Source organism: Microbulbifer weihaiensis (assembly GCF_048323715.1).
Lineage (GTDB): Bacteria > Pseudomonadota > Gammaproteobacteria > Pseudomonadales > Cellvibrionaceae > Microbulbifer.
Map to the genome: position 1 here is coordinate 13,419 of NZ_JBLWFL010000021.1, position 18,258 is coordinate 31,676.

Sequence of the window (18,258 nt, forward strand, 5' to 3'; positions counted from 1 at the left end):
TTTCTACGTGCGGCCCAGTGCCGGGGAATTGGAAAATGACTTTGGATACACCATGGCAAGAGGCGACGGATACCGGCGTTGCAAATCCGCGGATTGATTTCAGCGTCGACGGTGCACTCGCACGGATTACTATTGCCAATCCGGCCCAGCGCAATGCCATGACGGTGGCGATGTGGGAACAGTTGTCTGTGTTGCTCGATCGCGTGGCGGCTGACGACGGAATAAGAGCGGTGCTGCTCAGCGGAGTCGGGGAGCGGGCTTTCTGTTCGGGGGCCAATATTGATGAGCTGACCCAGGCAATGGGTGACCCGGCGGAGATGCGCCGACAGAATATCTTGATTCGCGACGTACAGCTCAAACTGCAGCAGCTGGCGCGCCCGACCATCGCGGTGATTCGCGGTGCCTGTTACGGCGGCGGTTGTGGCCTGGCGCTGGCGTGTGACATCCGCCTGGCGGACGCCTCGGCGAAATTCGCCATTACGCCAGCAAAGCTCGGCATTCTTTACAGCCTGGTCGACACGCGGAGACTGGTGCGGGCGGTGGGGGATGCGAATGCGAGGGATATGCTGCTTACCGGGCTGCCGGTGTCTGCCGCACGCGCGCAGCAAATTGGCCTGGTACAACACGTGGCGGAAAGCGATGCACTCGGGGATAAGACCCGTGAGCTGGTGGGAAGCCTGCTGAACAATTCCCAATACTCCCTGCGCTGGACCAAGGCGACCCTGGACTACCTCGCTGATGGGGCGCTTGTGGAGGACGGGGAGGGTGTGGAGGCGCAAAGTGCGCTGACACAGGCGTTCGATGCGGCGTTTGCCGGAGGGGATTTTGAAGAGGGCTGTGCTGCGTTCCTGTCCGGGCGCAAGCCGCAGTTTCGCTGGCCGCAAAACTAGCGGCGAAGAAGGATGCAGTGCACTTGCCGGAAAAGAGACCGGCGCACTGCATACCCGGGCTGGCCCTAGCTGTTGGCCAGTTCCTCGATCAGGTCGTCGAGCTCAGTGGTCGCGCTCACTTTCTCTTTGCGGGCCTGCTGGCGCGCCTCGCGATCTTCATCGAACTGTTCGATTTCCTGCTGTACCACGCGCAGTATCCGCGCAATAAAATCCTGGTGCCATAAGCCCCTTTCACGCGCAGCCGCGGAGTCCGGCGCGTAGCCTTCTATGGCTTCGCGCTCAAGCAGTCCCCGCGCGTCGAGCAGGCGCTCGAGGGTGTCGATGCGCTCGCGGGTCACTGCCAGCTCACCGCTCACCGCCATCAGGATCGACATCAGGCGATCGACATCCGAATCCTTGAAATACGTTGGGCGTTTGCCCCGGGCCTTGTTGCCCGCCATGGTGATTGGATCCAACGTCATGGCATCACTCCCGATAACTGGTTAATCGCATAAATGGTTACTTGCTCGCGATGTAGGCGTGCCAGGCCGGTTTGCGGCCATAGTCTTCACTGTCGCTGTCCGCTTTCGCGGCGCTGGGAAACAGTGTCTCGTCGACGACTGCATACAGGCCGAGGGTGGATATGTTTTCCCGCGTAAATCCGGCGTGCTCTATTGCTTCGAACAGGTCCAGGTCATGCAGGGTGCCCCAGAAGGGCTCATTGTTATTGCGGGTGTCCCAGTCGCGCATGAACTGCTCGTAAGGGGGCATCTCCGGCGTAAACTGGGGTTGTTCGATGTGCACCACCTTGCCGCCCTCTGCCAGCAGGCGGTGGGTTTCCGCCAGAATGCGCGGCAGTGCGCGGCTCGAGGTTTCATGCAGAAACATGCAGGTGATGATCAGGTCAAAGCTGCCGTCTTCTGCATCGATGGCTTCGGCGTTTTCCTGACGGAACGTAATGTTGTCGATACCCAGGGATTTGGCCCGCGCGTGGGCATAGCGCAGCACCGGTGGTGCAACGTCGATGGCGAGGATTTCCGTCTCCGGGAAGGCCTGGGCCAGCGGCACGATGTTGTGGCCGACGGTGCAGCCGATATCCAGAATCCGCTTCGGCCGGTAGCCGGCCTTGGCCTGTTCCCGTAGCCACTCCACCAGTGCCTGGCCGCCACCGTCGCTGTAGCGACCCAGCATCCCGGCGGTGGTGATAAAAATACCGCTGTCGTAGTTGGCACCTGCGGCGATGTCGTCTTCGCAGTATTCGGTGTGGTAGCCGCCGGGCATACAGTGAATGTCCACCGCGCTCACATAGCGCGGTACGTTCACAGCGGGGTTCAACTGCAGGGATTCGCTGCCCTCGTTAAACTGTTTGGCCCTGGCGACCAGATCAGGCAGCTGTCGAAATACCATGGCGCGGCTATTTTGCTGGCGCATTTCCATGGTGTTGCGGCGCAGGCAGCTCCACAACTGGTAGAGGGGCTCGCGCTTCAGGAGTTCGCCGACTTCGCGCCGGTTTGCTGGAGTGGCTCCGTCTTCAACGCGACGGTCGAAGGCCTTGCGGACACCGGGTAGCACCTGCGAAGCGAGGTGCATATTGAGATTGGTGAGAAAGTTGAACCGCGCTACTTCATCGTGGTTTGCATGCGGAAACACACCGTGTCTTCCTACCGCATTCCAGGCGGGCGGCGCCAGCCGATCTGCACTTGCCATGGGAAACTCCGCAATTTGCGAGGATTTTCCCGTAGTCTAGCGGCATGCAAAACAATGCCTATGACAATTGTCAACTAGAACAGATGGTGCGGATGTGGGTACCGGGAACACGGGTTGAACCCGCTGTTCCCGGTGCCGTCAGTGCACGCTGGCCAGCTCCTCAAGTACGCTGCGATCGAGTACACGAATGCGGTGGGCACTCACGATTTCAATCAACTGCATGGATTTGAGGCGTGCGAAGGCCCGGCTCACGGTTTCAATGGTAAGCCCGAGATAGTCGGCGATATCCTGCCGGCTCATGATCAATTCGATATCCGCATTCTGGGTGCCGCACTGGCGCCTTCCGATCTGCGCGAGCAGGAAGCACAGCCGCTCATGCGCTTTCTTCTGTCCAAGGGCGAACAGCTGATCCAGCGTTTGCGCCAGTACATTGCCGCCGATCTGGCGGGCGTTTGTTTTGAGAGCGGTTGATTTATCGACGAGGCTGAGAAAATCCCGGCGTAGGAAACACTGCAACTCGGTCTCGCGCAGTGCGACCACGCTGTATTCATAGTCGTCCGTGTTAGTGAAGCCGATGTAGTCGCCGGAGTAGGCGAAGGCAATAACCTGTCTGCGCCCGGAGCGGGACAGCCGTTCGATCATCAGCGTACCGGACACGATCACGTATACATTCTGTGCAGTGCTGTGCTGCTTGATCAGTTGTTCACCGGCGGAGATGCGCCGGCGCTGGCAGATAGCGGTCAGCTCTGCCAGCTCCTCATTACCAAGGCCGCGAAATAACCGTGAATGGAAAAACGTCTCTGGCGGTTTTAATGCGGGGTTGTTCACCGTCACCCTTCCTCATAATTATTATGCCCGCAGCCTAAACCCAATACGCATTTCTGTCCATGTCGCGCAGGGTCAGCTGGTAGGAACCAGCTGGTCAGCTCCCTTTAGCACCCCGTGTGCGACCAGCGCATCGATCTGCTCGTCGCTTAACCCCAGGGAGCGCGCCACTTCCAGGCTGTGCTCGCCGGCTGCCGGCAGATCCCGGCGGACACCGAGGCGTTGGCCGGCGAACTCGACGGGCAGGGCGGGCAGGCGGGTCTGCTGGCCGTTCTCCAGTGTGACCGACACCAGGCCGCCGGACGCATTCAGGTGCGGGTCGTCAAACAGATCCGCGGGCTTGTTGATCGGGGCAAAGGGGATACCGGCGCGGTCGAGTTTCGCCATCAGCTCTGTTTTCGGCAGGCTGGCAAAGAGGGCACTGATGCGGGGAATCAATTGCTCCCGTGCAGCCACGCGGCCGGCATTAGTGGCCAGGGCGGGATCTGCAGCCAGGTCGTCGAGTGCAAATTCTTTGCAGAAGGCGCGCCACAGCGTATCGCTCACCACACCGACAAACACCCGTTCATCGCCTGCGCTATGGAAAATATCGTAGATCGACCAGGCGCTGCGGCGCACCGACATCGGAGGGGGCTCTTCGCCGGTGACCGCCTGTTGTGCCATATGCTGGCCCACCAGATAGGCGGTGGTCTCGAACAGGGAACTGGTCACCTGCTGACCGCGGCCGGTGCTTTGGCGCTGCTGCAGGGCGGCGAGAATGGCGATGACCCCGAACATGCCGCCGGTAATGTCGACCACCGAGGTGCCGGCGCGCAGCGGACGATCCGGCAGGCCGGTCATATACGCGAGGCCACCCATCATCTGGGTCACTTCATCCAATGCCGTGCGGTGTTCGTATGGACCGCTGAGGAAGCCCTTGAGTGAGCAGTACACCAGGCGCGGATTGCGCGCGCTGAGGTCTGCGTAGCCGAACCCCAGTCGATCCATGGCGCCGTGGCGAAAATTCTCGATGACCACATCGGCCCCGTCTACGAGGCGCAGTGCGATGTCCTTGCCTTCGGGAGACTTGAGATCCAGGGCCAGACTGCGCTTGTTTCTGTTGTACATCGCGAAGTAGCCGGCTCCGGAACCCTGCAGCCGGCGGGTGTTGTCCCCCTGACAGGGTTCGACTTTGGTGACCTCGGCACCAAGATCCGCGAGGATGCCACCCGCAGCCGGGCCCATCACCATATGGGTAAACTCGACTACCTTGATGCCGGCGAGCGGCAAGTCTTCCCGTTGTGCCATGCGAGGCTCTCCAGTGTCATGCATTGTTTATATCGCTATTGCGGGGATATGTTATAATAATATAACAATATATCAAGAGCGGCATGTACAGAGTGCGGTCGCACAGGTTCAATCTATGGTTCGGGGGTGATGAAAGCATGAGCAGAGCAGATATCGAAATCAGTGAAGTCGGGCCGCGCGACGGCCTGCAGAGCATTGCCGCGATCATGGCGACGGAAGACAAGAAGCGCTGGATTGCCGCGCTAGCCGCTTCCGGGCTGCGCGAGATCGAAGTGGGCTCCTTTGTGCCGGCCAGTGTATTGCCGCAATTGGCGGATACCGCGGAAATCGTGCGCTATGCCAGAACAATCCCCGGGCTGACGGTGGCCGTACTGGTGCCCAACCTGCGGGGTGCGCAGGATGCGATCGCGGCCGGTGCCCACAAGCTCACCATACCGCTGTCCGTGAGCGAAACCCACAGCCTGAAAAACCTGCGCAGGACACACGAACAGGTGTTGCAGGAAGTGCGTGGAATTCGCGCGCTCCTGGACCAGCTGCCGCCGGAGCAGCGCCCGAGCTTTGAGGGCAGTCTCTCCACCTGCTTCGGGTGCACGCTGGAGGGCCCGGTTGCGGAGGATTCGGTGCTGCGGTTGGGTGAAGCGCTGCTGGCGTCCGGATGCGATGAAATCGGGTTATCGGATACGACCGGCTACGGAAATCCGGTGCAGGTGCGCAGGCTGATCCGCAAGGTCTGGTCGCATCTGGGCCGGGATTCCCTGCACGGTATCCACCTGCACAACACCCGCGGCCAGGGCCTGGCCAATGTGCTCGCGGCGGTGGAAGCGGGCATTACCACGGTGGATTCTTCCATGGGCGGGATTGGGGGTTGCCCCTTCGCCCCCGGTGCCAGCGGCAATATTGTTACCGAAGACCTGGTTTTCCTGCTGGAGGCCATGGGTTATTCAACCGGTGTCGACATTGACCGCCTGATGCAGGCCCGCGAGGTTCTCGCCGCCGCACTGCCGGATGAGCCGCTGTTCGGTTTTGTTCCGGATGCCGGCGTACCCAAGGGTTTTCAGTATGCCGGGAGTGAATCGCCAGTCCTCGCCTAATCAGAGCGGTTATTTCAAAAGGGGGGCAGATTTCTGTCCCCCTTTTTTTATATGTGTTTTGGGCGGCGTTTTACATGGTTCATGTATCGGCGGCACAAAAAAGCCGGCAGTCAGGCTGCCGGCAACAATGATGTACAACGTTGGGAATGGATTCAGGCGATGCGCGCGTACTGGCCGCGATGGAAAATCAGTGGGGCACGATCCTGGGTGTGCATGGCGTCTACCCGGCCCACCATGATCAGGTGGTCGCCGCCCTCATAGCGGGCGGTGAGGGTGCATTGCAGGCGCGCGCAGTATTCGTGCAGTAGCGGGACACCCCGATCATTCAGGTGGTAATCCAACCCTGAAAACTTGTCCACACCGCGGCGGGCAAACAGGCTCGACAGGTTGTCCTGCTGTTCGCTCAGCACGTGGATGGCGAAGTGCTCGCAGTGGTTGAAGGCGTCAAAGCACCCGGTTTTTTTATCGATACACCAGAGGATCAGCGGTGGCTCCAGCGAGACGGTGTTGAAACTGCTCACGGTCATGCCTACGGCTTCACCGGTGTCGCTGCCGGTGGTGACAATGGTCACGCCGGTGGCGAACTGTCCGAATACCTGTCGCAGCTGCATTGGCTCAAGCGCGTGTTTGCGTTCTGCGATGGTGGGGATGGCCGGGGCCAGAAGTTCTGCTTCACTCGACATGGTTTGCTCCCAGTTTCAGGTCACCCTGTTCCCAGCGCAGGACGCCGAAGGTGGTGTATTTTTCTTTCTGAGACTGCATAAACTGCCAGGCGCAGACGAAGGTGTAATCCTCATCCACCTGGGTTTCCCGCGACCACAGCTTGAACGCCTCGCCGTACACATGGCGCACCGAGTAGAGGTAGCGGCCATAGGACATGCCGTTGCCGTACATATCGGGGCCGTGGTACTGGTGGTGGTTGCCATTGCGGGTGCGCATGGCTTTCCAGCGGGCATTCACTACGCCGCTGACTTCGATCGTCTGCTCTGAATGCAGCAGGTTGAGCGGGTTGTGGTGAATGACCACGTCGTTGTGGCCGACCAGCTCCTGCTTATCGTTGTAGACCTCGAAGCGCCCGGTGAATTTCCCGGCGTGCTTCACCGGCAGGTTGAACGGGCGCTTGCCGTCGAGCTTTTCTTTTTCCAGAAATGCGTTGACGCGTTTCTGTGTAGCCGGGTTGGTTTCGTGGTCGTGTGTCACGACGTAGAGACCGTTAAACACGCCTACCAGGGTGTCGGCCTCGAACAGCTGCGAGGAATACACCTGAATGCCAAGTTCCGGCACCACGTGATTCATTGTGCGCAGGTTGACGTTCCAGCCCGGGGAGAAGTAATTGGAGTCGACCAGAAGCCCATAGGGGCGGCCGCTGCCAAAAAAGTCCGGGCCGGTATAAATGCGATCCTGATCCGAATCGATAACCCCGAAGCGGAAGGCGGAGCCGATTTCAAAGCGGTCGTTGAGGGGCCCGGTTGCGTCGAAACGGGTATTCATCCAGTAAGTCGTGCGCCCGTCTTCGAATTCGCTGGCCCGGCTTACCTTGTTGTAGCCAACGTGGGTGCCGTCGGCCTCGAACAGTGAGGGCAGGCCGTGCCATTCACCTTCAATGGCCTGTTGCCAGTTGCTGGGTTTGTTGTCGTTGCTCATAGTGCTGCTACCGGTTATGCGCGAAGTGTGTGCGCAATGTCTTTATTCGGTGGATCTTGTGCCATCCTAATCGACGGGCGGGGTTCCGCCTTGGCAAAAATCAATTCTGCATCATTGGTGGCGCCTGTTCGCTGAAGTCTGCGACTTGTTGGCAGGCGTCACCGACCAGGGCAAAACCGAGCAGTTGCCCGCTGGCATCGGTAAAGCGGGCGGCCACACCCTGGGTGTCGGCACGCTGAACCTGCCACTCGCCGTTCGCGCCCTGGGGGGGCGGGGATGCGATTACCGGGCACAGGGTGGTTTTGATATGTACCGGCATATTGTCGTAGTGCACTGGTGTGGGTGTGCCGGAGAGCGTGCGTGCCAGAGCGCGTGCACCGGCCAGCAGGGGGGCGACATAGCACAGGTTGTGGCCGTCCACTTCCGCGCAGTCGCCAAGGGCGTAGACGTGCTCGATTTGGGTGGCCAGCAGGCGGTCGGTCACAATCCCGCGATTGCAGGGGATGCCACTGTCCCGGGCCAGTTGGGTGCGCGGACGTACACCGATGGCGCTGATTACGCGATCGACCTGGATGCAGGTGCCGTTTTTCAGTACGGCCTGTACCCCGGCGCCGCTGTAGTCGAGGGAGTCTACGGTAGTGCCGAGGTGGAATTGAACCCCGGCCTCCCCGAGCGCTTTCTCGACCAGCGCGCTGGCGGTCGGTGGCAGCAGGTTGCCGAGAGCGCGTGGCTGCGGTTCGACCACGTGGACCTGGAAGCCGGACTGGATAAGGTCGTTGGCGTATTCGCAGCCGATCAGGCCGCCGCCAATCACCAGCGCAGATTTGGCCCCGCTGGCGGCGGTGTAAAACCGCTGGAAGTCCTGCAGGTCGTTGATGCGGTAGGCGCAGCCTGCCGCGTTGCCGCTCACCGCGACTTCGACCGGATCCGAGCCCAGCGCCAGTACCAGCTTGCCGTAGGGCAGCCGCTGGCTCTGCAGCCCGCTTTCCAGTGTCAGGGTGCGGGTATCGGTATCGATGGCGGATACCCGGGTAAAGGTGAGAATCTGGGCGTTGAGGGTCTCGGCCATTTCCCGGGCGCTTTGGCTGACGAGCTGCTCGGGGGAGCGGCGCTTGTGAAAGGCGGTGCTCAGCTGCGGCTTTGAATAGCTGCTGCCGTCGTCGGCGGAGATGAGTATCAGCGGCGTGCTCTGGTCGAGCTTGCGCAGCTCCCTGGCGAAGTGATAGCCGCCGAGCCCGGTACCAATGACCACGATGGGCGCGCGCTGGTAATCAATTGCGTCACGGCTGGCCTCGGCATTTTCTGTGGCTGGTGCCTGGGCGGGGGCCTCATTTTCACTTGCGGGTTGCCCGGCGGCGCTGATGGTGCGCACCTCGATCATTTCAAAATCGTCTTTGCCCACGCCGCACTCCGGGCATTGCCAATCGTCAGGCACGTCTTCCCAGCGGGTTTCCGGTGGGATGCCGTCTTCCGGCGCGCCTTTGGATTCATCGTATACCCAGCCGCAAACCAGGCATTCCCAGATTCGATACTCCTGCATGTGCTACTTCCCGATCATTTTTGTTGTATTCGGTCTGCCGGAGGATAAATCCTGTGGCAGGTATGCGCAGCATAAGGAGGTGTTTTTTGTCGGTGGATGACAATTGTCAAGCGACGGGAAAAATGCCCGCGCCGGTGTGCACGGGCCGGTGAGGTCGGGGTTCAGGCGAGATGTTTCCAGATGGAAGCACAGAAGGGTTCCTCGTGAACGGGGCCTTCGCTGCCGCGGGGATCCAGCTCGTGGCGGCGGTCACAGGTGGGTGAAAGCCGAACCCCGCGCGCGGTCAGGGTGCGGGTGGCGACGCCTTCGCGGTACAGCACCGTATGGCGCACCCGCTGGCCGGGGGCGGTCAGCATGATGAAATCCGGTTCCATATACACATTGCAGGCCGCATTCAGGGTTAACGCGTTGAAGGTCAGTATGCCAACCCCGCCGGAAACCCCGACATTTTCGTAGGCGCCGGGCCCCAGGGGGTCAAATACCAGGAGGTCGTCACGCAGCTGCCCGGTAAAGGTTTTCGCGGTCGGTTTGCGCCCACGAAAATGCACATTGGTAAGCTGCAGCCGCTGCCCGTCGAAATCCAGGTAGACGAGGTTGTCGAAAGGGCTGGGCCCCGGGGTGCCGCTGCCGGCTGCGGTGTCGTCTTCCAGTGGGCGGCCGTCCAGGTGAAACAGTTCGACCTGGTCGTGCCAGGTGCCCCGCATCAGCATCAGATTGTAGCCAACGGAGCCGATGGGGAAGGTTGGGTAGCTGGTGGCACTAGTGTTGTTTTGGTCGGGAAAGCGCTCTGACATTTTATAAGCATCTTGTATTAAACATAATAATGATATAACAATAACTCAAAATAATCGCGGCGGCCAGAGCTGTTGTCGGTGCGTCGAACCAGCCAAAACAACCAACACAGGAGCAGTGCCATGAAGACCGTGGTGATCACAGGGAGTACCCGTGGAATAGGGCGGGGACTGGCAGAAAACTTTCTGGCGAGCGGGTGCCGGGTCATCATCAGTGCCCGTTCCCAGCAGCAAGTGGATGAAACCGTGCAGGCGTTACAGGCTGCGCATGGAGAGGGCGCCGTGGCGGGGATTGCCTGTGACATCACGTCCGAGCAGGATCTCGCGGGTCTCTGGGCGTTTGCCAGTAAATTGGCGCCGGTGGATATCTGGATCAATAACGCCGGCATGAGCATTGTGCGCAAACCCCTGTGGGAGCAGTCGGCGGATGACCTGCGCCGAATCGTGGATACGAATTTGACCGGCCTGTTACTGGCCTGCAAGGTGGCGCTGGCGGGGATGCGCGAGCAGGGACACGGTCAGATCTGGAATATGGAAGGCTTTGGCAGTACCGGCCAGACCAACACCGGTATGGCGGCCTATGGGGCGACCAAGCGCGGCCTCAATTACCTCACTGCATCCCTGCAGAAAGAAGTGAAGGGCACAGGAGTACAGGTCAACACCCTCAGTCCTGGCATTGTGGTGACGGACCTTCTGGTTGGCGATTACGATTTTTCATCGGCGGAATGGCAGAAGACCCGCAAGATCCTGAATATCCTCGGTGACACCGTCGAGACGGTAACCCCATACCTGGTGCGCGGCATACTGGGTGCGCAGAAGTCTGGTACCCGGGTCGCCTGGCTTACCGGGCGCAAGGCGTTCTGGCGCTTCCTGACTGCGGGCTTTAACAAGCGCGACCTGTTTGCCGGCTACGATTCTCGCCCCGCCTGAGCCTCCTAATTTCTGGCTCTCCCATGCCGTTTCCGGCGGAGTAGGGGAGAGCCAGCAACTCCCTCTCGACTTCGCGCGCGTTTTTCTTTGTGGTGACAAGTGATGGGGTTGGCGAACGACCGTGATCACACCACCGGCGGTGTGCGATGACGTGCGCGCCATAGTTCCGCCTGGCGCTATCTTGCCTATTGTCGTCCGGCGACATTCACCGTATAAATTAAAAGCTTTAATGATATATAGACATAATGTTATGCAAATAATTCTATATGGAAAGTGGTAACCGTTGTGTAGTCCAGCTGGCAATAGAGTTTTTTTGTCCGTGCGTGCTGCCCATTGGGTATTGATTGGGATTTTATGCGCGTGAATGCCAGCGGGCTGAAAGTAGTTTGCGATGTCTCCACCCTCAAATAAAACTAAATTGGGAGAGAGCCATGAGGCTTGCCAGATTTGCACAAATTTTCGGGCTTGTTTCAGCCCTGTTTGCTTTTCATGCGGTTGTATTTGCGGATGCTCAGGCGGAAGTCGATGCGGCGATGACGTCGTCATCGTCGGTTAAGGTGTTCCAGAAGCGCGACTGGACCGGGGTCTCGCTGTTTTTCGGATTTGAACCTGCTCAACCCGTTTCCTCCAAAGGGTTCATCATCTACCCGGGCGGTTTTGTGGATCCGCGCGCTTATGCACCAATCGCCCGTCACTTTGCTGACCTTGGGTATCACGCGGCAGTGGTAACTTCGCCTTTTAACCTCGGGGTGCTCGGTACTCATTACGCGGATTATGTGAAACACCACTGGAGAAATGAGGTAAGCGGATGGGTGATCGGCGGCCACTCTCTGGGCGGTGTCGTCGCTGCTGACTATGTCAATCTCAACCGCGCATCGTGGGATAAGGTGGATGCGCTGTTCCTGCTTGCAGCCTATCCCAATGACCTGGCCTACCTGAACACGCTGGAAATTCCCGTGGTTTCCATCTGGGGGGCAGTCGATGGACTGACCACCGCACAGGATATTGAAGACAGCAAGGCGCGACTTCCTGCCCACACAAAATATGTGCGCATCGAAGGTGGTAACCACACGCAGTTTTATTACACCGACACGCTGCAGGATGGGGATAACCCGGCTCAGATTTCCCGGGCACAACAGCAGGCTATGGTTGAGCAGGAAATCGGATTGCTGTTGCATTGATTTGGTACCTGATACCTGAATGGCGCCGCGCCGGCCGCACTCGTGGTTGGCGCGGCGTTTTTATTTTCAGGATGCTATAAACGGGGTTTGCGGGCGAGGATGATCTAATGCTGAGTGTTGTGTTTTTTCTTCTGTTTTTCTCTCACCTGGCGCTGTTCGTCTGGACTCTCAGGTTGAGGCGCGCGGGCTTGCCGGTGTTGATTCTGCGCTGTCTGTTACTGGCACTGGCATTCGATAACCTGGTTATCGCCTTGGGGCCATTCCTGATGCCGTCGGGCTTATACGTCAGTCTCAGCATGCTGCGCTTCTGGGTGCATGCGATCCTGCTGCCGTTGTTGCTGGTGTTTGTCGCCGGTGTTGTGCAGGGCTTTTCCAACAGGTTGCGCCCCTGGTTATTCGGTATTGCCTGGGCGCTGGCCGGTCTGGCGATTGCCTACGGCTACCTGTTCGACCTGGCACCCCTGAAACTGGTGCCGGCGGACTATTACCCCCGTCTGGTGGCGGCCGATGGGCAGCCGCCATTCGCGACTATTGCCGTCAATCTTTGCGTTGTGCTGGCGGGTGTCTGGGTGTGGCGCTGTGGGCGCTGGCCGTGGCTGTTTCTCGGCGCCCTGCAGATATTCGTGATCAACGGTGCTGCAGCGGGGCGCGAGTGGGGGTTCATTTTCGGCAATATCGCCGAGCTGGTATTCGTGGTGAGTTTGCTGGCGACGCTAATACGGGTGCTGGCACTGCAGGATGGTCGCAGTGATTTGGGCGATGCCGGGCGAGGTTTGGCCGGGAAACTGTAGCCTGCGATTGCGCGGTTCTGAACTTGATGGTGATTGAAGGAAAAAAAGCCCGCGGTTGCGGGCTTTTTGGTTCGGGTGGTTTGCTCTGGTTGAGCTGGGTGGGCGAGGTTACGCGGAGGCGTCACCCGCCATGGCGACAGTGGGCGTCTTGCTCGAGGTGCGTAGTTCCAGTGCGATGGCCCACACCAGTACGAGCAGTGCAACCCCGCTGAAAAATACAAACGGTCCGGATTCGCGCCAGGTGTCAAACAGGTAGCCACCGGCAACGCTGGCTACCAGGATGCCGACGGCGCCGGAAAGCGTGAAGAACCCGATCACCGCGCCGCGATGGGATTCGGGGGCCTGTTGGGCAACCAGTACGCCGCTGGTAATGATGCAACCGATTTCGCCAAGGCCGATCATGACGGCACAGACGATCATGCCGGTGGAGAAGGGATCCGTGACGAAAATAGTGGATCCGTAGCCGATGGCGGACACCGCCAGGGCGATAATCAGGGCGCGCACCCGGGTGATCTTGTCGGCGAGGATGCCAAACAGCGGTGCACCGAGCAGTGCGCAACCCTGGGCGATACCAACAATCATGCCGGCGCTGGCGAGGGCGTCCGCGCGGCTCATTCCCAACTCCGCCGTACCGTAGTTTGTGACCCACAGTGTGAAAAACGTCCCCACAATCATCAGGTTGCCGCGCGCCACGAAAGACGCACCGTAGGCGAGTGCGATGCCGGGATCCTGTGCGGCGCGCAGGCCATTGCGCGTAATGCTGAGCAGGCTTTCGCTGTGTTCGCTCTTGGTGCGTGCACCGGGCTTGAGGCCGATCAGCATCAGTACGCCGGTTATGAAGGAAATGATGGCGACAAGGCTGTAGGTCTGGATGCCGGCTTCCTGGGCGGTTGCGCCTGAATTTTGCAGGATCGAGGGCAACTTGAGCAGCAGAAACACGCAGATCATGGCGCCAACGCCGTTCATCACGCCCTGCAGGCCGGTAGCGCGACCGCGACTCTGGTCTCGCACATAGTCCGCTACCAGTGCAACGATGGTGGTGGTGACTGCCGCCAGTCCGATCGAGTAGCCGAGTCGCACCAGCAGTAGTTCCGACACATCACGCGCGTGTGGGTAGAGCGCGATACCACCGGACATGACCAGAAAGCCAAACCCGGTAATCGGGCGGCGCCCGAAGCGGTCAGACAGTGGGCCAAAGATGGCCACTGCGATGATGATGGCGATTTCTGCCCAGAAGTTCAGCATCCCGCTGACCATGCCATGGCGCTCCGGGGGTATCCCCAGGAATTCCGTAAGCAGGAATGGTTGGCCCTGCGGGATGAAAGAGGCGAACATGATGGTCGCCAGGCAGGCGAAATAGAAGGTCAGTACATTGGTGCCGGATACTTCTTTCTCGAGTTCGAGACCGAGAAACCGGCGTTCCTGTAGTTGGGCCATAGTGACGTCTCTTTATTTTATTGTGAGCGAAGGAGTTGTTTTCGTTTACGTTCTGGTCACATGTTACGTTTTCTCATCTTATTTGGATTCACGCACAAAAGATATAATGTTAATGTTTTATAACAATTGGTAGTAACTGGTCGGTAAATACCCTGTTGCCGGCGTTACGGGCAAGCAGGCATTGGTAGAGGCAGGTCGCAAAATGAACAATAAAACTATTCGCGTCGCAGCGGCGCAGTTCCACGTGGGCACCGACGTAGACAAAAACCTGGGTACGGTGTTGCGTATGCTGGATCGGGCGGCAGAGGTGCACCCCGACCTCGTGGTGCTCCCGGAATTCTGTAACCACCTTTCCTGGTACGACGACCAGGCGCACTGCGCAGCGGTGTCGGTGACTCTGGACGGGCCTTTTTTGCAGGCGGTGGCGGAAAAGGCGCGCAGCTTGCAGATCCATGTTGTGATCAACTGCACCGTGCTGCGGGAGGACGGTACGGTAACCGGATCCAGCCTGCTGTACTCGCCAGAAGGTGAGCTGCTTGCCGACAATACCAAGCAGATCTATATCGGTCACGAAAACGATTTTCTCGAGCCCGCGCACGAGCCCGGGCCGGTGGTGGAAACGCCGCTGGGGCGGATCGGGCTTTACGCCTGCATGGATGGGGTGATCAATGAGCCTCCGCGCACACTTGCGCTGCGCGGCGCCCAGATTCTGTGTAACAGCTACAACTCCTTCGCCAGCGACGAGGGCTCCCTGCATGTGCCGGTCAGGGCGCCAGAAAACCATGTATTTATTGTTGCGGCCAACAAGGTTGGCCCGCTGGTACCGGAGGAAATACTGGTGCCGGTGAGCGAGGCAACCGGTATTCCACAGAAGTTCCTGCACGGGGCAGGTGAGAGCCAGATTGTTGCGCCAGATGGCGAAGTGCTGGTCTGCGCTTCGATGGATCAGGAAGAGGTGGTTTTTGCGGACATCGAGCCCGCACAGGCCGACAACAAGCTTCGCAGCGATGGCACTGATATTTTCGCCAGTCGTCGGCCGGAACTGTACGCGGCTATTGGCCAGGATCCGGCAGCGCAGCTGTACCCGAAGTGGTGCGGAGCGGAGTCTGTTGCAGCTGCAGTGGTCGACCCGAAGGTCGGCGGCCGCGACGGTCTGCGCGAGGCTGTGGCGCTGGTGCGGAAAGCGCTGGCGGGTGGTGCCCAACTGGTGGCCGTACCGCCGTTGTTGAATGCTGAGTCGATAGCTGCGGATCTGCCGGCGGCACTGGATTTTGCCGGCGAAGTGGTGGAGTCGTTGCGCCAGTGCTGCGATGACGGCGGCTATGTATCGACTGCGCTGCCCATGCGCTGTGACGACGGGCAGAGCCGCTACTGTGCAGTGGTGATTGGTGCCGGTGGCGTGGCGCTGAGTCAGGGGCAGGTTCACCGCAGTGCGCGGTTTGCGTGGTCGGCGCCGGCCGCGGGCTTTGTCAGCGTCGAGTTGCCGTTCGGGCGCGTTGCGGCGGTAACGTCTGATGACAGTATCTACCCCGAGAGTTTCCGCCTGCTGGCCATGGCCGGTGTGGACACTGCGGTAGTGCCGCTGGAGCCGCTGGAGGCCTGGGAGTTGCGCACCGGGTTGCTGGAGCGGTCGGCGGAAAATCGCATCAACCTGCTGGCGGCCGCGATCGATTCACCGCTGGGGCAGGGCTTTGCGACATCACTGCAGCGGGACTTTACCGTGCTCACGCCCTGGGAGGAGCGGCCATTTGATGGTCTCCTCAGCCAGCCAGAACTTCACCGCATGGAAAGTGGCCAGCAATATCTTGCGGTTACCCTGTTCCCTGCCGTGGCCGAAAACAAAGAAGTTTCCCGCAATACGGACCTGGTAACCAATCGCCCGTGGAAGCTGTGCGGCGCGATCACTGCAATCTGAACGGCGGTAAACATGGCGCAGCGTCTTATTGAGAATTATCAATGTGACGCTGTGTCGACTTGCCCAAAATCCCTCACTAACAAGCGATAAAAACCGGAGTCATTTATGAGTGCTGCTTCATTGCCAGAAGCGCTGGCCACGAAAACCCGCGACCGGGTCATCGAAACCCTGGGGCTTACTGAAGTACACGGCGATGACAAAGGTCCGTATATGACTTTGCAAAGCCACGCGCCGATGGCGCAGGGCAAGGTGGGTGAAGTGCGTGTCTACGAGGGTGGATCACTGCAGAAAATGGTCACCTGCGCGCTGGTCGTGCCGCAAATCGGCCTCGACTCTCACATGCTGTTCGCATTCACTCCTGGCGAGAGCGCGGTACCCCATTTCACCCTGGATTCTGTTGGTGCAGGCCCGCACTGCGCATTCCACCTCGACCTTGTTCCCCGCCTCGATCTGGGCGCAAACCTTGCCTACATGGATGAGGTGTATACCCCGTTGACGGAGGCCTGCAAGGCCGCGCGCGGGATGGAAGGATTGAGTGCGGCTCAGCTGGATATCCGGCAGCTGGCAGTGATGTCGCCCTGGATGCTGGTGCATCGCGCCACGCTGGAAGCATTTGCGGATATCGATGGCACCGTCGATGCGTATCTGGACCACTGGTTCGCCCTGCTGGAAAAGGGCGTGAGCGACAAGGCGCTGGAAGCTGTAGACAGCGCGATGCTGGCAGAGAGGGATCGTCGCAATCGCGAAATCATTTTCGATCCGGATGTCGACAAGGTTTGGAACCAGATAGGTGGGCTGATCGGTAAGGAGAGTAGCGAGGCGCTGCGGTCCCTGCTGAAAAACAACACCTGAAGATCGTATTCAGAAAGTCGATGCCCGGCGCGAGTGTCGCGGCGTTGTAGTGAGCGGAAAGAATAAGAAAGGTAGGGGATACCAATGAAGCTGACCGGTGAAATATTACTTGAAGATATGTGCGAGGCCGAGCGCGCCCGTGCGGAGGTTGTGGAGTCTGTGTTGCCTGCGGTGCGCGAAGCGGCCCGGGAGGTGGATGCCAGTGCACAGTTCCACATGCCCCATGTGCGCCACTTCAGTGAGGCCGGTCTGCTGGGGCTGATTATCCCCACCGAGTATGGCGGTCTTGGCGGCGGGCTCCGGGATCTGGCGGCAGCCTGCTTTGCCCTGGGTTCTGCCTGTCCTTCTACCGCGTTGGCGTTCTTTTTCCACTGCAGTGCGGCATCCCGCGGGCTGTTGGCGATGGAAGCACTGGAAGCCGGGCTGTTTAGTGAGGAAGAAGCTCCCCAGGTGCGCCAGTTCGCCGAACAGGTGCTTTACGGAATGGGGCGTGACGGTTTCTGGTTTGCGAACTTTGCCAGCGAGTCGGTGAAGTCCGAAAAGGCTGCGGTCACGATCAGTACCGAGGCCCGCAAGGTAGACGGCGGCTATATCCTCAACGGGGTCAAGTCTTTCGGTACCGGCACCGGTGTTGCCGACAAGTACCTGGTGACTGCGAGCCTCGAAGGTTTCGACACCGCAGAAGGGCTGTGTACCTTCTTTGTGGATCGTGACGGTGAGGGTGTGCGCCCGCGTGCCCCCTGGGATGCCATTGGCATGCGGGGTACCAGTTCCGGCGGCATTGTGCTGGAAAACTGTTTTGTCCCGGACGATAAGTCCCTCGCCATTCCCGGTGCCTTTACCCGCTGCATGCAGATGAGTCGGGGTAGCTTCGTGGGCAACCAGATGGCGGCGGTATGTGGTTATGCCGGTGCGGCCCACACGGCGTACCAGAACGTACTCAAGCACCTGACCGAGAAAAAATTCGCCGATACCGGCAAGCCCATTGGCACCGCACCGTATCAGCAGGAGCTGATTGGCAACATGATGGTGGACTTGCAGACATCCCTGCTGTGGCTGCGTCGCCAGCTGCAGCTCGAGTCCAGCGAACCGCCAATTGCCAGCAAGCACGAAGTGGTGAAACAGTGGCGGCTGTGCAAAGGGGTGGTTGCCGAGTCAGGTTTCCGCATTGCCGCCAATGCGCTGAAGGCCAGTGGTACTTCCGGCACCATGGGCGATCCGGCGCGCTTCCTGCGCGAGCTGACCATGGGCATTGTGCAGGCGTTTCCGGCCGAGCGCGGTCGCCTGATGGCTGCGCAGATGGAAGTGGAAGGTGCCGAGCAGAATCTGTTCGGTGTCGGCGACAAGCTTCCGGAGCAAAAAGCCGCGGAAGAAAAAGTAGCAGAGCAACAGGCCTGA

The 18,258-nt window shown here is 59.7% G+C and carries 17 protein-coding genes; 8 read left to right on the forward strand and 9 right to left on the reverse strand.

Translation table 11 applies throughout. The features are described 5' to 3' along the window. The first annotated feature begins 35 nt into the window (after nt 1-35). Entirely contained in the window at nt 36-890 is an 855-nt protein-coding gene (locus tag ACNKU7_RS17430; RefSeq protein WP_418298266.1) for an enoyl-CoA hydratase/isomerase family protein, read from the forward strand. 65 nt (nt 891-955) lie between these two features. Here ACNKU7_RS17430 and ACNKU7_RS17435 read toward each other — a convergent pair whose 3' ends face one another. The 4 genes from ACNKU7_RS17435 to ACNKU7_RS17450 all read right to left on the reverse strand — a co-directional run bounded on the left by ACNKU7_RS17435 (nt 956) and on the right by ACNKU7_RS17450 (nt 4,688). Further along, nucleotides 956-1,351: a hypothetical protein gene (locus ACNKU7_RS17435; RefSeq protein WP_418298267.1), complete on the reverse strand. Its 396-nt coding sequence runs from the start codon at nt 1,349-1,351 to the stop codon at nt 956-958. 37 nt (nt 1,352-1,388) lie between these two features. Next, nucleotides 1,389-2,576 (reverse strand): class I SAM-dependent methyltransferase, encoded by a 1,188-nt coding sequence (locus ACNKU7_RS17440; RefSeq protein ID WP_418298268.1) that lies wholly within the window; start codon nt 2,574-2,576, stop codon nt 1,389-1,391. Nucleotides 2,577-2,714: 138 nt separating this feature from the next. Next, nucleotides 2,715-3,404: a Crp/Fnr family transcriptional regulator gene (locus ACNKU7_RS17445; RefSeq protein ID WP_418298269.1), complete on the reverse strand. Its 690-nt coding sequence runs from the start codon at nt 3,402-3,404 to the stop codon at nt 2,715-2,717. Nucleotides 3,405-3,476: 72 nt separating this feature from the next. Further along, entirely contained in the window at nt 3,477-4,688 is a 1,212-nt protein-coding gene (locus tag ACNKU7_RS17450) for a CaiB/BaiF CoA transferase family protein (RefSeq protein ID WP_418298270.1), read from the reverse strand. 137 nt (nt 4,689-4,825) lie between these two features. On the opposite strand from ACNKU7_RS17450, the gene ACNKU7_RS17455 reads away from it, so the two are divergent. Then, nucleotides 4,826-5,779, forward strand: a complete 954-nt coding sequence (locus ACNKU7_RS17455; protein ID WP_418298271.1) for a hydroxymethylglutaryl-CoA lyase — start codon at nt 4,826-4,828, stop codon at nt 5,777-5,779. Nucleotides 5,780-5,931: 152 nt separating this feature from the next. Here the strand turns inward: ACNKU7_RS17455 and ACNKU7_RS17460 are convergent, their stop codons facing one another. The 4 genes from ACNKU7_RS17460 to ACNKU7_RS17475 all read right to left on the reverse strand — a co-directional run bounded on the left by ACNKU7_RS17460 (nt 5,932) and on the right by ACNKU7_RS17475 (nt 9,757). Then, the gene (locus ACNKU7_RS17460) at nt 5,932-6,462 is read right to left on the reverse strand and encodes a flavin reductase family protein (RefSeq protein ID WP_418298272.1); all 531 of its coding nucleotides are present in this window, start codon (nt 6,460-6,462) and stop codon (nt 5,932-5,934) included. Then, nucleotides 6,452-7,423, reverse strand: coding sequence for a hypothetical protein (locus ACNKU7_RS17465; RefSeq protein WP_418298273.1), 972 nt, complete (start codon nt 7,421-7,423; stop codon nt 6,452-6,454). Before ACNKU7_RS17465 ends, ACNKU7_RS17460 begins: the two co-directional genes overlap by 11 nt. 100 nt (nt 7,424-7,523) lie before the next feature. Beyond that, nucleotides 7,524-8,963 (reverse strand): FAD-dependent oxidoreductase, encoded by a 1,440-nt coding sequence (locus ACNKU7_RS17470; protein WP_418298274.1) that lies wholly within the window; start codon nt 8,961-8,963, stop codon nt 7,524-7,526. Between the two features lie 161 nt (nt 8,964-9,124). Then, nucleotides 9,125-9,757 carry a hypothetical protein gene (locus ACNKU7_RS17475; RefSeq protein WP_418298275.1) on the reverse strand — a complete coding sequence of 211 codons (633 nt, stop codon included), beginning with the start codon at nt 9,755-9,757 and terminating at the stop codon, nt 9,125-9,127. A 120-nt stretch (nt 9,758-9,877) separates the two neighbouring features. Here ACNKU7_RS17475 and ACNKU7_RS17480 point away from each other — a divergent pair, with 120 nt between their 5' ends. The 3 genes from ACNKU7_RS17480 (at nt 9,878) to ACNKU7_RS17490 (ending at nt 12,656) form a co-directional block, all read left to right on the forward strand. Further along, nucleotides 9,878-10,684: an SDR family NAD(P)-dependent oxidoreductase gene (locus ACNKU7_RS17480; RefSeq protein WP_418298276.1), complete on the forward strand. Its 807-nt coding sequence runs from the start codon at nt 9,878-9,880 to the stop codon at nt 10,682-10,684. A gap of 431 nt (nt 10,685-11,115) precedes the next feature. After that, a complete protein-coding gene (locus ACNKU7_RS17485) occupies nt 11,116-11,865 on the forward strand; it encodes an alpha/beta hydrolase (protein ID WP_418298277.1) in 750 nt (249 codons plus the stop codon). A 107-nt stretch (nt 11,866-11,972) separates the two neighbouring features. Then, the gene (locus ACNKU7_RS17490) at nt 11,973-12,656 is read left to right on the forward strand and encodes a hypothetical protein (protein ID WP_418298278.1); all 684 of its coding nucleotides are present in this window, start codon (nt 11,973-11,975) and stop codon (nt 12,654-12,656) included. A 108-nt stretch (nt 12,657-12,764) separates the two neighbouring features. Here ACNKU7_RS17490 and ACNKU7_RS17495 read toward each other — a convergent pair whose 3' ends face one another. Continuing rightward, on the reverse strand, nt 12,765-14,093 hold the full coding sequence (locus ACNKU7_RS17495) for an MFS transporter (protein WP_418298279.1): 1,329 nt from the start codon (nt 14,091-14,093) through the stop codon (nt 12,765-12,767). A 202-nt stretch (nt 14,094-14,295) separates the two neighbouring features. On the opposite strand from ACNKU7_RS17495, the gene ACNKU7_RS17500 reads away from it, so the two are divergent. The 3 genes from ACNKU7_RS17500 (at nt 14,296) to ACNKU7_RS17510 (ending at nt 18,258) form a co-directional block, all read left to right on the forward strand. Further along, nucleotides 14,296-16,008, forward strand: coding sequence for a nitrilase-related carbon-nitrogen hydrolase (locus ACNKU7_RS17500; RefSeq protein WP_418298280.1), 1,713 nt, complete (start codon nt 14,296-14,298; stop codon nt 16,006-16,008). Nucleotides 16,009-16,113: 105 nt separating this feature from the next. Then, nucleotides 16,114-16,860 carry a hypothetical protein gene (locus ACNKU7_RS17505; protein ID WP_418298281.1) on the forward strand — a complete coding sequence of 249 codons (747 nt, stop codon included), beginning with the start codon at nt 16,114-16,116 and terminating at the stop codon, nt 16,858-16,860. Between the two features lie 84 nt (nt 16,861-16,944). Beyond that, on the forward strand, nt 16,945-18,258 hold the full coding sequence (locus tag ACNKU7_RS17510; protein WP_418298282.1) for an acyl-CoA dehydrogenase family protein: 1,314 nt from the start codon (nt 16,945-16,947) through the stop codon (nt 18,256-18,258).

What these genes read in the sequence shown, in the direction of transcription:
- ACNKU7_RS17430 (WP_418298266.1), top strand. Translation starts at nt 36, where the DNA reads ATGACTTTGGATACACCATGGCAAGAGGCGACGGATACCGGCGTTGCA.
- ACNKU7_RS17435 (WP_418298267.1), bottom strand. Translation starts at nt 1,351, where the DNA reads ATGACGTTGGATCCAATCACCATGGCGGGCAACAAGGCCCGGGGCAAA.
- ACNKU7_RS17440 (WP_418298268.1), bottom strand. Translation starts at nt 2,576, where the DNA reads ATGGCAAGTGCAGATCGGCTGGCGCCGCCCGCCTGGAATGCGGTAGGA.
- ACNKU7_RS17450 (WP_418298270.1), bottom strand. Translation starts at nt 4,688, where the DNA reads ATGGCACAACGGGAAGACTTGCCGCTCGCCGGCATCAAGGTAGTCGAG.
- ACNKU7_RS17455 (WP_418298271.1), top strand. Translation starts at nt 4,826, where the DNA reads ATGAGCAGAGCAGATATCGAAATCAGTGAAGTCGGGCCGCGCGACGGC.
- ACNKU7_RS17460 (WP_418298272.1), bottom strand. Translation starts at nt 6,462, where the DNA reads ATGTCGAGTGAAGCAGAACTTCTGGCCCCGGCCATCCCCACCATCGCA.
- ACNKU7_RS17465 (WP_418298273.1), bottom strand. Translation starts at nt 7,423, where the DNA reads ATGAGCAACGACAACAAACCCAGCAACTGGCAACAGGCCATTGAAGGT.
- ACNKU7_RS17470 (WP_418298274.1), bottom strand. Translation starts at nt 8,963, where the DNA reads ATGCAGGAGTATCGAATCTGGGAATGCCTGGTTTGCGGCTGGGTATAC.
- ACNKU7_RS17475 (WP_418298275.1), bottom strand. Translation starts at nt 9,757, where the DNA reads ATGTCAGAGCGCTTTCCCGACCAAAACAACACTAGTGCCACCAGCTAC.
- ACNKU7_RS17480 (WP_418298276.1), top strand. Translation starts at nt 9,878, where the DNA reads ATGAAGACCGTGGTGATCACAGGGAGTACCCGTGGAATAGGGCGGGGA.
- ACNKU7_RS17485 (WP_418298277.1), top strand. Translation starts at nt 11,116, where the DNA reads ATGAGGCTTGCCAGATTTGCACAAATTTTCGGGCTTGTTTCAGCCCTG.
- ACNKU7_RS17490 (WP_418298278.1), top strand. Translation starts at nt 11,973, where the DNA reads ATGCTGAGTGTTGTGTTTTTTCTTCTGTTTTTCTCTCACCTGGCGCTG.
- ACNKU7_RS17495 (WP_418298279.1), bottom strand. Translation starts at nt 14,093, where the DNA reads ATGGCCCAACTACAGGAACGCCGGTTTCTCGGTCTCGAACTCGAGAAA.
- ACNKU7_RS17500 (WP_418298280.1), top strand. Translation starts at nt 14,296, where the DNA reads ATGAACAATAAAACTATTCGCGTCGCAGCGGCGCAGTTCCACGTGGGC.
- ACNKU7_RS17505 (WP_418298281.1), top strand. Translation starts at nt 16,114, where the DNA reads ATGAGTGCTGCTTCATTGCCAGAAGCGCTGGCCACGAAAACCCGCGAC.
- ACNKU7_RS17510 (WP_418298282.1), top strand. Translation starts at nt 16,945, where the DNA reads ATGAAGCTGACCGGTGAAATATTACTTGAAGATATGTGCGAGGCCGAG.